This window comes from Pseudoalteromonas sp. NJ631, assembly GCF_000276645.1.
GTDB lineage: Bacteria > Pseudomonadota > Gammaproteobacteria > Enterobacterales > Alteromonadaceae > Pseudoalteromonas > Pseudoalteromonas piscicida.
In genome coordinates this window covers 12106-27389 of sequence record NZ_AKXJ01000005.1, presented here as the reverse complement: position 1 = coordinate 27389, position 15284 = coordinate 12106, and the positions used below count along the sequence as shown (strand labels likewise).

Annotated in this window: 1 protein-coding gene; it reads left to right on the top strand. The window is 44.4% G+C overall.

Going from position 1 to position 15284, the window contains the following annotated elements; genetic code table 11:
- Window positions 1–6: 6 nt before the first annotated feature.
- Window positions 7–15198, top strand: coding sequence for a non-ribosomal peptide synthetase (locus tag A587_RS0110380; RefSeq protein ID WP_017217527.1), 15192 nt, complete (start codon window positions 7–9; stop codon window positions 15196–15198).
- Window positions 15199–15284 lie beyond the last annotated feature (86 nt).

The window sequence follows — 15284 nt, the reverse complement described above, 5'->3', positions numbered from 1 at the left end:
GTGATAATGATGGAAACAATTTATGATTATTTAGCAGTACATGCTAAATCAAAGATAGATAATAAAGCTTTTACTTTTATTGAAGACTCGGGTGAAAAAAATCAAATCAGTTTTAGTGAACTACACCAAAAAGCGGCATCAATTGCTTGTGCTTTAAAAGCTGAAGTAGAGCCTGGTTCAAGAGTTGTTTTATTGTACCCTCCAGGTTTGGAATACATTCAGGCATTCCTAGGATGTCTTTATGCAGGTATGGTCGCAGTTCCCTTATATCCGCCACAAAGTAAAAAGCATGCCGGTCGAGTTCTGACTGTCATTAATGACTGTAAAGCGAATTTAGTGCTCACTAATGGCATGCTAAAACCACAATTGGAAGGGGAGTTGGCTCCTTTGCCTGTGCTTGGCTTTGAGCAATTATCAAACGGATCTGCGTTAGCTTTGAGTGCTTTCCCCAAAGCTGATGACATTGCCTTCTTACAATACACATCGGGCTCGACAGGCACGCCAAAAGGGGTCGTGATCACGCATGGAAACATTGTAGCAAACTTAAAAACGCTACAACAAGGTACGCTTTGTTCAGAAAATGATGTGTTCTGTAACTGGCTACCGTTATTCCATGATTTAGGTCTTGTGAACACTTTATTGTTACCCATTTTCTTAGGTGCTCATTCCGTATTGATGTCGCCCGTGCGCTTTATAAAGAACCCACTTACATGGTTGTCGGCGATTTCCGAATATAAGGGGACCATTGGGGGTGCACCAAATTTTGCATTTGACCACTGTTTAGAGCGTATTAAACCTCATCAAATGGCAAATTTGGATCTGTCTAGTTGGCGCATTGCATTTAATGCAGCTGAGCCACTCGATGCTGACACGCTAGCTCGGTTCTGTGAACGTTTTTCTCGAGTTGGTTTTAAAGAGTCTGCTGTTTACCCTGCATATGGTATGGCGGAAGCGACCGTATTTATTTGCGGAGGCGTGCATGCTGCGCCTTACACTGCCAATGCGTTTGGCAGCGAAGGGTTACAAAAAGGGCAAGCCGAGCTTTCGCAAGACGATGCGAAACAGCAAATTCTCATTGCACATGGGCATGTCCAGCCTGAACATCATCTCAAAATAGTATCTCCAGATACTATGGTGGAACTAGCTGACGGTGAGGTGGGTGAAATCTGGTTTGCAGGCCCTAGCCTTGCCAAGGGTTACTGGAATGATGAAGAGAAAACCAACGCGAGCTTTGGTGCGCGTTTGCAAGATGACGATGCCAGCTATCTACGTACTGGGGATTTAGGTTTTATCTATCAAGGTGAGCTCTATATTTCTGGTCGAATCAAAGATGTCATGATCATTAAAGGCCGTAATTATTACCCGCAAGATTTTGAGAAATTGGCGTATCGCGCTTACCCTGGATTGAATCAAAATGGCGCAGCAGCTTTTGAGTTTAATGGAAAGGCGGTATTACTACTCGAAGTGAGTCGGCAGGAAATGGGCGAGTTTGATTATCAGCTTGCCAGCGAGACGATTAAGAGTGCCATTTTTGAGCAATTTGAAGTTGTACTTGAAGACATTGTATTTATGAAAGCGGGTCGAATAAATCGTACCTCGAGCGGGAAGATACAGCGCGCTTTGTCTAAAAAGCGGTATCTTGGTAAAGATCTTGATGCATTGTGCAGCGCACAGGAAGGCTTCATAGGCGGCATCACGTCTGAGCCTACTGAACAGCAGACACTCTCTGAAAATGAGGCGCAGCTGTGTGCATTATGGCGAGACGTTTTCGGCATTGATAGCATTGGTGTTGAAGATAACTTCCTCAGCTTGGGCGGTCACTCTCTATTAGCAACGACTTTAATTTCAAAGATCCAGAAACAGTGGCAGGTTGAAATTTCCATCAGAGATTTTTTCACTAACAACACCATTCGTAAACTGGCCAAGGTTATTGAGTCGGCTACACCTGCCAATACACCTGAGATTGTACCTGTCCGTGATGCTGATTTACCTTCTTTTGCACAAGAGCGTATGTGGTTAGTAAACCAAATTGAAAAAACGCAAGCTCAGTACAACCTTCCCTTCTCCTTCAAGTTATACGGTGAGATAAATGTTGCGCACTTACAGCGCACTTTTACGACAATTATTGACCGGCATGAGGCTTTAAGAACCACTTATTGTGAAGAAAATGGCCAAGTTGTTCAATGGGTACAAGCTGCAACGGAAATTGATCTACCGGTTATCGATCTGACGGAACTCACGCAATCTGAACAAGAGCAGCGCATCGCCGAGCTTAGACTGGCAGAAGCGCACCGAATATTTAACCTTACTAAAGATGTCATGCTACGAGTGACCTTGTTAAAACTAGGGGCACAGTCTCATATTTTACTGGTTACAACACATCACATTGCAACGGATGGCTGGTCGCTCGGTGTACTAACAAAGGAGCTTAATGCGCTGTATAACGCTTATACCGAAGGTGCAAATGACCCATTGGAACCGCTGGCGATACAGTATCGTGATTATGCCCACTGGCAACGTAATACGCTTAAAGAGGAGGTGTTAAAGGAACACCTAAGTTATTGGCAGCAGCATTTATCTGATCTACCAGCAGTACATGGTTTAGCATTAGATAATCCAAGGCCTGCCACACAAAGCTTTAAAGGTGGCAGTGTTTCACATCGTGTGTCAGCGGAGCTGCAAGATGCATTACATCAATTGGCACAAAAGCATGGTGCAACTTTCTTTATGCTGATGAATGCCGCGTTTGCGAGTTTCTTAAGCCGCTATTCTGGTGAGACTGATATTGTTATCGGCTCGCCCGTTGCAAACCGAGAGCAATCTGAGTTGTCGCCACTAATTGGCCTATTCATTAACAACTTAGTCTTTCGCTCTGACTTGTCAGCAGATCCGTCATTCGTTGAGTTGTTGGCGCAAAGTAAAGAGCGCACGTTTGCAGCTTATGCGCATCAGCAATTGCCATTTGAAAAATTGGTGAATGCACTACAGCCGGAGCGAAACCTTAGTCACAGTCCGTTATTCCAAGTAATGTTGATCCTGCAGAACCAGGAAATGACACCATTGAATTTATCAGGTTTGGAGTCTCAACAACTCGAGTCGAACCAAGCCGTTTCACAATATGATCTGACATTAACATTGCTCGAGAGTGAAAATGGCTTAGATATGGAGTTGCAGTACGCCAGTGATTTATTTTCTCGCACTACAATTGAGAGAATGCTTGGTCACTTTGAAGTATTGCTTCAGTCTATCGTCCAATCTCCAAAGAGCAGAATCAGTGAATTACCATTACAAAATGAGCATCACGCAACAGCACTCCTAACGCAGTGGAATGACACGTGCAAACCAGAATCTCAAGACAAGAGTGTGCATGAGTTGTTTGAAGCACAGGTTGCGCTTAATCCAGATGCCATTGCGGTGGTATTTGAGGGGCAAGCATTTAGTTACGCACAGTTAAATCAGCGTGCCAATCAATTGGCTCGCTACTTAGTGGCGCAAGGTGTGAGATCTGAGACATTGGTTGGTGTATGTGTCGAGCGCTCTGTTGATATGGTGGTGAGTGTACTGGCGATTATGAAAGCTGGCGGTGCTTACTTACCGATGGACCCGACATACCCTAAAGCCCGACTCGCACATATGGTTGAAGACTCTGGGCTGCAATGGGTGATCACGCAAACACACCTGTGCGGGCACTTAGAGGTGAGTCAGACGATTTGTTTAGACGATGAATGTATATCTGAAGAACTTAGGCAGTTTGAGCATGGAGATCTAGATAAGAATGATCTAGGGCTGAGCGCGAGTAATTTGGCGTATGTGATTTATACATCAGGTTCAACAGGAAAGCCAAAAGGTGTAATGCTTGAGCATCGTAATGTCACTAATTTCTTGAATTCGATGCAGGTACAGCCAGGTTTGACGAGTGACGATACGTTACTTGCAGTGACCTCATTGTCGTTTGATATTCATGTCTTGGAGTTATATCTGCCACTGATGAGTGGCGGCACAGTCGTGATGGCTTCTTCTGAGCAGGTGCAGGATCCAGACGCCCTTACAAAGCTCATGGTTACGCATCATGTTACGTGCATGCAGGCCACACCAGCAACCTGGAAAATGCTTGTTAGCAATGATTGGCAACCACAAAGCCCAATCAAAGCCTTGTGTGGCGGCGAGATGCTGAGTGCAGAATTAAAAGATGCGCTGCTATCGAGAGGCACAGTTGAGCTGTGGAATATGTACGGTCCAACAGAAACCGCTGTTTGGTCTTCGGTCAGTCTAATTGAGAGTCGTATTTCGTTAGGTAAACCGATAGCACATACACAATTTTATGTTTTAGACTCTAATTTAGCGCCTGTGCCGGTAGGTGTTGCCGGTGAGTTATATATTGGTGGTGCGGGTGTCGCGCGAGGCTATCTGAATCTACCTGAGTTGACCGCTGAAAGGTTTGTCCGAAATCCTTTTTCTGAGGATGGCACTGCCCGCTTATACAAAACTGGTGACTTGGTTCGCTGGCAACCAGATGGCACTTTGGAGTACATGAGACGTTTAGACCAACAAGTCAAAGTACGAGGTCATCGAATAGAGCTAGGTGAAATCGAATCTGGTTTATTACAGCATCCACAGGTAAAAGATACCGTGGCGCATGTTTGGACAGCAGATGATTCAGCCCATATTGTGGCATATGTCATCGGAGAATTTGATGAACAAGAAGAAGCACTAAAGCAAGCACTAACAGCGCACTTAGAAGCGCGTTTACCTACTTATATGTTGCCGAGTCGGTATGTACTCCTTAATGAAATACCGCTGACGCCAAATGGCAAAATTAATCGTTTGGCTTTGCCTAAACCAAATTTCACGATTGAGGATAGTTACACTGCACCTAAGACCGAGACTGAAGAGCAACTTGGCCATATTTGGCAGGGATTATTGAATTTAGACACAGAAGGGACTTCGGGTATTAGTACTACGAGCAACTTCTTCCATGTAGGCGGGCACTCTTTGCTGGCAGCTCGCCTTGTTTCTTTAATACGCGAAACTTGGCAAATAGAAATCTCTATTAGAGATATCTTCACTCTGCCTACGGTGCAAAAGCTTGCTGGTTTTATCGATGACTCTGTGGCCAGTCAGATTACTCAGATCGTATCTGTGGAGCGCATTGAGCCTGCACCGTTATCTTTTGCTCAGCAGCGTGTGTGGTTGATCGAGCAAATCGAAAGTGGTACCAATCAGAATGTGATGTGCCAGGCATTTAGGTTGACAGGTGATTTAGATCTAGAGGCGGTATCGTCAGCGTTTAGAAGTATTGTTGAGCGTCATCAAGTTTTGAGAACGACGATTCAGACTAGTGAAACAGGAGAGCCTACCCAAGTAGTCGAGACCAATTGGGAGTTGACTACACCAGTGTTCGACCTGAGCTCGTTAGCAGCGCACGAGCAAGTGGCTGCAATACGCACCCGTATTAATGAAGAGTCTTCTTTACCATTTGCTCTTGATCGAGATTTAATGCTTCGCACCAAATTGTTGAAGCTAGCGGATGATGACCATGTGTTATTGGTAACCATGCATCATATTGCTGTCGATGGTTGGTCAGTGAGCATTATTTTTGACGAGTTTAACCACTTCTATCTCGAGCCGGAAAGTACTTTACCGGAAATGACAATCCAGTACAGTGACTATGCCCATTGGCAAAAAGAGCAGTTGCAAGGACAAATGCTCGAATCACAGCTAGAGTTCTGGAAAACGCGCTTAGAAGACTTACCAGAAGTACATAACCTTGCAACAGATCGTGCTCGGCCGCCAGTACAAGATTATAAAGGTGCGCATTACCTTCAAACTATCGACCCAACTATACAAGAAGGTGTATATCGACTGGCAAAAGCCACCGACACGACCCCCTTTATGGTACTGCAATCCGCACTTGCAATATTACTCTCAAGACACTCAGACAAAGGTGGCAACCCAGCAGACATTGAAAACATTGTCATTGGTGCACCCGTAGCCAATCGGGATCAGGCTGAACTTGCGCCATTGGTGGGCTTTTTCACCAACAGTGTTGTATTGCAAAATGACCTGTCAGGCAATCCACAGTTTGTAGAGTTATTACAACGCTCGAAAGAAAGTTTATTAGATACTTATGAATACACACAATTGCCTTTTGAAAAGTTAGTCGATGAGCTCAAGCAGGAGCGCAGTTTAAGCTACTCACCTTTGTTCCAAGTTAAACTTGCATTGCAAAACAATGAGCAAAAATGGTTTGACCTACCAGGTGTATCTGCTCATAAAATTGAACAGCCGCACTCCGTGGCATTACATGATTTAAGCTTGGATATTTATGAGTTGGCGGAAAATGGAGAAGCGCAGGGGTTAAGGCTTGATTGGGAGTTTGCAACTGCGTTGTTCGATATGTCCACGATTACGCGCATGGCAAAACATTTTGAAGTCTTACTTGAAGGGATCATTGCACAGCCTGAATCATCCATTAATACACTGCCTTGTATTAGCGGTGATGAAAAAGCACAACTGTTAGATTGGTCGAAGTGGTCGTCAGACCTTGAAGGTGCACCGCATGCTCTGGCACCAGCTACGCAGGTAACATCGGTCTTAGATCTATTCGAAGAACAAGTGGCTATAAACCCTGATAACATTGCGGCAGTATTTAATGAATCACCGTTTTCGAATGAGCGGATGACGTATGATGAGCTTAATAGAAAAGCTAACCAAGTTGCTAACTATCTAATTGATAAAGGGGTAAAGCCTGATAGCTTAGTTGGCCTTTGCGTCGAACGTTCTTTAGAAATGGTCATCGGGATTTGGGGGATTTTGAAAGCAGGTGGTGCTTATGTACCAATTGATCCCGATTATCCTGAAAGTCACATTGAACACATTATTTCAGACTCTGATATCGAGATTGTACTGACTAGTTCAGAGTTGCTGTCTGAATTACCCCTTAGCGAGCTTGAAATTTTGCCACTAGATGAAGAAATGTGGGATGGGTTCTTAGGTTGCTATGCGGAGGATAATATTGACCGTCAGCAATTGGGCTTGACGCTAAATCACTTGGCTTATGTGATCTACACATCCGGCTCCACAGGCTTACCTAAAGGCGTTGCAATAGAGCATGGAAGTCTTGCTAGATCAACACAGGCGAGATTTGACCTGTATCCGCAAGTGCCTAGTAGCTTTGCTTTGTTCTTCTCATTCGCTTTTGATGGTTCGATAACCGGTATCTTCTGGACACTGACTTCGGGTGGAAAATTATGCATCTTAGACATTAAAAACGGGGTTGATTTACCTTATTTTGAGCAGATCATTGTACGTGAAGAGATCAGTCATTTTGTGACGCTACCTAGTGTGTATCAGAATATGTTGTCAGCGGATTTAAATACTGGCCCAGCACTAAAAATGGTGATTGTGGCGGGTGAGGCCTGTGAGCAAAGCCTAGTTGAACAACATCAATCTCACCCTAAATGGAGTGAGATAAAGTTGATTAACGAGTATGGCCCGACGGAAGGGTGTGTTTGGAGCAGTTACTTTGATTGTAGTGAACATGTCTCAGGCGCTGTCCCAATAGGCAAAGCGGCCCCACACTCCGAGCTGTTTGTACTCGATGATGCACAGCAACTTTGCCCATTGGGCGTGGGCGGCGAGTTGTATATTGGTGGCGATGCATTAGCACGAGGTTACTTAAATTCACAAGAGTTAACAAAGCAAAGATTTGTTCCTAATCCTTTCGATCGTACGAAACGGATCTATAAAACCGGTGATTTAGTTCGTTGTACACCAAATGAAGCGGGCGAACCGGGCTATTTAGAGTTCCTTGGTCGTCAAGATCATCAGTTAAAAGTGCGCGGCTTCCGGGTAGAGTTAGGAGAAATTGAAGCGGCCATTGCAACACATCGCCAAGTATCTGAAGTGGTTGTACTCGCGAAAAGCATCGGCTCTGCGGAAAATTCAAAGCAACTTGTTGCGTATGTTGTGCCTAGTCGAACTACAGACGCGAAGTTGAATGAAGAAAATTCAGATGCACTGCTCTCAGCTGAACTAAGAGCTTATTTGAGCAATACGTTATTGAGTTACAAGATCCCTTCTGTGTTCATCGGCATTGATGACATGCCACGTACGCCTAACGGTAAAATTGATCGTGATAGGTTGCAAAATAGAGAGCTACCAGCGCAGTTAACTTTAGAATATGTGGCACCAAAAACAGAAGTCGAGCAGCAACTATGTGCACTTTGGCAGGAGCTACTGAAAGTGAGCCAGGTGGGGATCACTGATAACTTCTTTGCAATTGGTGGGGACTCTATTCTCTCAATTCAAGCTGTAACTCGGGCTGCTAAAGATGGCTTGGTGTTTACAACTCGTCAGATATTCGAGTGTCAGACGATTGAAAAGTTGGCGCCATTGGTCACGCTTCAAACTCCTTCATCGACACAGCAGAGTCTTGATGAAGCAGCGCAACGAGTTAGTCTGTCTCAGCGTTTCGAGCAATGGAAAGCAAGTCATGAAGATGTGCAACCGTCATCATTGAACGAGTGCCAGATGCGTAGGAAGTTTTTTTATGAGTGCGTTAGGCCCCAAGATTTCCCACTCGCAAATGTAACGCAAGCGCAATTGGAGGAAGTGTTTGATAGTTATCCGATGCTGGAAAACCTGTATCCGACAACAGGGATGCAACAGGGGATGCTGTATTTTAGCAGCTTAGACGCTCAAGCTTATGTTTCTCAGTTCTCTTTGAACTTAAATGGCCACTTAGAGCGTACTGCATTTAAATCGGCGTTAGATGCAGTGGTCAGTCGACACGACGTATTTAGAACGGTGTTTAGCGACAGTCATACACATCAAATCGTATTAGCAACCACACATTTAGATCTCAATGAAATAGATTGGTCCACTTTGAGTGACACTGAGCAACAGCTGCGCCTTGAGCAATTCTTACAACAAGATAAAATTCAAGGCTTTGATTTAAAACAAGCACCTCTAATGCGTATCACATTGATCAAGCTATCAAAAGATAAACATTGTTTAATTTGGACGTCGCATCACGCGTTAGCTGATGGCTGGTCATTCCCTCTTGTATTTAAAGAAGCGATTGCACTCTATGAACTCGCAAATCAAGGTGCCGAGACCCCTGTTTCGGTTTCTACTCTAGCGTCAACACTGCCTAAAGCGCGGCCTTATGAGGATTATATTCAATGGCTGACTGAGCAGGATGCAGAGAAAGCCTGTGCATATTGGGAAGAGTTACTTGCTAACTTTGACTCGCCAAATCATATCAATACAGGCAAGGTGATAGACAGTCACTCTAAAGGATCCAGAGAACGTTGGCTAAAACTGACTCCTGAGCTAAGCAAGCAACTACAATCTGCAGCAAGTCTTCATCAAGTTACTTTGAATACACTTGTGCAAGCCGCATGGGCCTATCTGTTACATCACTATAGTGGTGACAAACAGTTGGTATTTGGAGAAACGATCTCTGGGCGACCTGCTGAACTGGGTGGTGTCGAAGATATGGTTGGCTTATTTATCAATAGCTTACCTGTAGTTGTTGACATAAACCCTGAACAAGAGCTAGGGGCTTGGCTGCGTGGTATGCACATGGCAAGTATCGATCGGGTTGAAAATGGCTTCTTGCCACTTTCTGAAATTCAAAAATTGAGTGCCGTGAACACCAAGGACCAACGGGAAAAAGGCCTGTTTGATACATTGGTGGTTTTTGAAAACTACCCAATTGATTTTGAAATGGAAAAAGCGGCTGTCGGTTCCGACTTACAAGTATCTGATGTGTGTGCTTTTGATCAAACGAACTACGCATTGACACTCATCGTACTGCCAAATCAGACGGATTTACATACGCAGCTGAACTTTAAACTGGGCTACTATGCTGAGCAGTTTGAAGAGGCGACTATCAAACAAATGCTGGTGCATTTTGAAATGATATTAAAAAGCTTCTTAAATGAGCAGTGCAATACGCTTAGTGAGTTACCCATTTTAGTTGCTAAAAATGAGCTACATCAGTTACTCGAGTGGAATAATACAGCGGTTGATTACCCTAAAGACAAGTGTATTCATGAGTTATTTGAGGCACAGGTTGAACTTACTCCAGATGCTATAGCTGTTACTTTTGAGACGGGAGAGCAAACGGAAGAGTCACTGACTTATCAGGCATTCAATGCCAAAGCGAACCAAGTGGCACATTATTTAATGGCGCAGGGTGTTAAAACTGACTCGTTAGTGGGCTTATGTGCTGAACGTTCCCTTGAAATGGTGATTGGAATTTTGGGGATCATCAAAGCAGGAGGGGCATACGTACCGTTAGACCCTAGCTATCCAGCAGATCGTTTGGCGTATATGTTACAAGACTCCGGTGCAACCATTGTACTGACGCAGTCTCATCTAAGGCAGGTGTGCGATTCTGCACAGCAAATCGTTACCCTAGATGAGTTTGACACTTTTTCTCAGTATCCCATGGACAATATTGAAAAAGCGTCAATTGAATTGCAGCCGCATAATTTAGCGTATGTTATTTACACCTCTGGTAGTACAGGTCAACCAAAAGGTGTTGAGTCAACCCATCAAGGTTTGATGAATCGACTAGAGTGGATGCACTCAGAATATCAACTAAGAGCAGAGGACTGTGTACTACAGAAAACTCCTTATAGTTTTGATGTCTCTGTGTGGGAATTCTTTTGGCCTCTAGCTTATGGTGCAAAACTTGTTGTGGCGAAGCCAGAAGGTCACAAAGATCCAGCCTACTTAACGAGTGTAATAAAAAGACAAGCGGTCTCCATTTTACACTTTGTTCCGTCCATGCTGAGTAATATGTTAGCAGCAGAAAGTTGGTCTGATTTAACTTCCGTGCGTTATGTCTTCTGCAGTGGTGAGGCACTTCCTAAGGCGTTGGTCAACGAGTTTATGCGTGTCAAGCCGGCGAGCACGAAGTTGTTTAACCTGTATGGTCCGACAGAGGCTTCAATTGACGTCACTCATTGGCGATGCGAAGAAGATACGCTAAACTTTGTACCTATTGGTCGTCCAATTAGCAATACGCAAATGTATGTATTGGATCAACAGCTCAAGCCGACCCCGATCGGAGTCGCGGGTGAGCTGTATATTGGAGGCGATGGATTGGCGCGCGGGTATTTAAATCAACCTGAGTTGACAAAAGAAAGGTTTATCCCGAACCCTTATTCGGATGATCCTAGCGCACGTTTATACAAAACGGGTGATTTGGTTCGCTGGATGCCCAATACAGAGAGCCTTGCGGGAAGTTTGGAGTTTATTGGCCGAATTGATCATCAGGTCAAAATCCGTGGTTTCCGAATTGAACTGGGGGAAATTGAAGCGCGTCTTGAGCAATATTCAGAGTTAAAAGAATGTGTGGTGATCGCCAAAGGTGAAGGTGATACGAAGCAGTTGGTTGCATTCTATGTGGCACATGCTTCAACAGATACCCAGTTGGAAGAATTGGATACAAATGTCTTCAAACTGTCTCTGAGACAAGAGTTACCAGAGCATATGATTCCCACTGCGTGGGTAAGTTTGTCAAGCATTCCGCTGACAGGTAATGGAAAAGTGAACCGTAAAGCATTGGCTGAAATTGATTTTAGCTTTGCCAAGACCCAGTGCTACCAAGCTCCACGCAACGAAAATGAAGCGGAACTAGTCAATATTTGGGCAACCGTATTAGACTTACCGGCTGAAAAAATAGGTGTCAATGACAGCTTTTTCGAGTTGGGGGGGCACTCCCTTTTGGCGACTCAAGTTGTGTCGAAAGTACGTGCTCAATTTAGAATTGAAGTGCCATTAAAAGTACTTTTTGAATGCGACACCGTTGCCTTGCTTAGTGCTAAAGTAGAAAACTCCACAAAACGTGCACTGCCGCAAATCAAGCCGCTGGACCGCGCTGATCTGGCTAAGCACAGCAACCAGAACTTGCCATTAAGTTATGTTCAGGAGCGTTTGTGGTTTATTGATCAATTAGACCCTGATAGTGCAGGTTATAATATTCCTGGGGCGGTGACCATTAAGAGTGATGACGCTCACCCGCTAGACATTCAACAAGTTGAGCAGGCTATCAGCCTAATTATTGCGCGCCATGAAAGCTTAAGAACACTTTACCCGAGTGTTGACGGTAAGGTTCAGCAGGTAATTTTGGCACCCTTTGATTTTGAGCTGGCGAGTATAGATCTTAGTCACTTAGGAGATCAAAATGCGCGTCTTCAAGAAACCCAAAAGCTTTGTCAACAAGATGCATCAACGCCATTTGATTTAGCGCAGGGTCCACTTATTCGAGGTCTAATCATCAAACAGAGCGATGTTGAGCACGTCTTGTTACTGAATATGCATCACATCATCAGTGATGGTTGGTCAATGAATGTGATCATCAAAGAGTTTAGGCAAATTATGGCTGCATTTGAGCAAGGCAAAGAACCTGTGCTTTCGAAGTTGCCGATCCAGTATTTAGATTACAGTGCTTGGCAAAGGCAGTTCATGGAAGAAAGCGGTTTGCTTGAAAGGCAGCTGGAATATTGGCGAGGGAAACTAGAAGGAGTGCCGGAACGCTTGAATTTGGCGACCGATTACCCTAGACCGAAAACGCCAAATTTTGATGGGGCAACGGAAGTATTCCATATCGATGCTGAATTAGCACAAGCACTTAACAAGTTGACCGAAGCGCATGGTGCGACACTTTACATGACATTGCAGGCAGCTTTTAAGGTTTTGTTGCATCGCTATACAGGCCAGGAGGATATTTGCTTTGGAGGCTCGATAGCGAATCGCCAGCATGAAGAAACGGCCGATCTGATAGGCATGTTTGCCAATACCTTGGTATACCGAGATCAGGTTGTCTCAGATGACACATTTGCTTCATTACTTGCACAAGTTAAGGAAACCTGTCTAGAAGCATATGAATACCAAGATACGCCATTTGAGAAGATTGTTGACTTGGTTCAGCCGGAGAGAACGGTTGGTATTAGTCCTCTCTTTCAAGTGATGTTCGTCTTACACAATGTGGCGATGGATCTGTCGGACAATGATATTCAGGATTTCCCTTTGGAGCTGAACTTTAGTCGTTTCGATTTGATTTTACACTTCACTGAAACAGATAACGGGTTGGAAGGCATGATAGTGTATAAAACTGCCCTATTTAAGCAGCAAACTATCAGCCGTATGGTGACGCACTTTAAAACTTTATGCCGCGCCATCGTCGCAGAGCCAACTGCCACAATCGAGTCATTTAATTATGTTGGTGAAAAAGAGCAGCAAACGTTATTGGCGCCAAACAATGACAATCACTTGGCATATCCGAAGGATTTGTGCATCCATCAGCTATTTGCTCAGCAAGCCTACAAGCACCCCAATCAAGTTGCTTTGATTGAGGCAGCCGAAGACGGTGATAAACAGTTGACTTTCCAGCAGTTGCAGAAGCAGAGTCTGGAACTTGCTATTTATCTTCAGTCACAAGGTATACAGCCCGATAACCTAGTTGGATTGTGTGTTGAGCGTTCACTGGCCACGATGGTGGGATTGATGGGGATCTTGCAAGCGGGGGGAGCTTATGTACCGATGGACCCAGCTTATCCAACAGAGCGTTTAACGTACATGCTTGAAGACAGCCAAACACAGATTGTCGTGACTCAAGCTCAATTCAAAGACAAGGTACAATCGCTGGTTACGCCCGATACGCAGATCGTAGTACTGGATGAGAATGGTTGTCTAGAGCATGAATGCGTAGCGCATATACTTGAAAATGGTCTGGCCTTAGAGCCGAGAGTACAACCGGACAACCTAGCTTATGTGATCTACACCTCTGGCTCCACGGGGCAGCCAAAAGGGGTAATGATAGAGCACAGCATGGTTGTTGACTATTGTTACTCGGTAGTGGAACGCATGAGTTTACAGCAATGCGAGACGTTTGCGGCGGTGTCTACTTTTGCTTCAGATCTAGGTAATATTGCGCTCTATGTTCCTATGTTGTTTGGCAAATCGCTTACGCTGTTTTCTGATGACTATGTGAATAACCCAACAGAGCTACATAGTTATATGGAAGCTAATCCGATCGATTGTATGAAGATTACGCCATCTCACTTTGAAATGTTTAAAGTGTCAGATACGCAAATTGTACAGGTTGAAAAGGCATTAATTTTTGCTGGAGAAGTGTTAACCAAACCGATAGTAGATCTAGTCAATAAACTGAATCCGGCATGTCAGGTATTCAATAACTATGGACCGACAGAGACGACGATATCAAAAATCTCATCAGATCCATTAACTGCAGATAATACCGATAATGTGACCAGCATTGCATTGGGTAGACCGCTACATAATAGCCAAGTGTACATTCTAGATAGGTCAGGGGCTCCATCCCCTGTCGGTGTCCCAGGCGAACTACATATCGCCGGTGATGGTGTTGCTAGAGGGTACTTAAATCGTCCTGAACTCACTGAAGAAAAGTTTGTTTCAGATCCGTTTAAGTCATCTGGCCGGATGTACAAAACAGGCGATTTAGCTCGTTGGTTAGACGACGGTAGTATTGAATATCTGGGTCGCATAGATACTCAAGTCAAGATCCGTGGATTCCGTATTGAGCTCGATGAGATTGAAGCGGTGCTCGCTCAACACGAAGATGTCGCGAACTCCGTGGTGGTCGTACAAAATCAGGACAATGGTGATGTGGTCAATAAGCAACTGATAGCTTTTTATGTGCCACATGATCCCGCGCAGGTATTAGATAATGAAGTGCTCAAAGAGTATTTATTACAAACGCTACCTGAGTATATGGTGCCGATGGCTTTTGTGAATTTAGAGCAAATTCCTTTACTTGCCAATGGTAAGGTGGACCGCCAATCTCTTGAAAAAATGAACATTAATTTGGCATCTGGGCAAGTTTATGTCGCGCCACGAAATGTGCTGGAAGAGAAGTTGGTTAGTATTTGGGCGGGGATATTGCAAATTGAGGCTGAAACAATCGGTATCAATGATGATTTCTTCAGCTTAGGTGGGCATTCACTATTGGCTGTAATGTTGGTGTCAAAGCTAAAGAGGGAGCTGGGGATAAAACTGCCGCTACAAGCACTTTTCAACCTCAAGGACATCAGTGGTACAGCCGAGTACATACTTGAGAATACCACATATGAACTGCCAGTAATGAGTGAGGCGGAAGAAGCTGCATCCGACGAAGACTTTGTTGCGGGTTCGCTCTAAGGTTTACTAATGCACATCGGAAACAGACTGAGAGATCCCCTCACAGTCTGTTTCTAAGCAATTCTTATTTAACAAGGGATTATTTT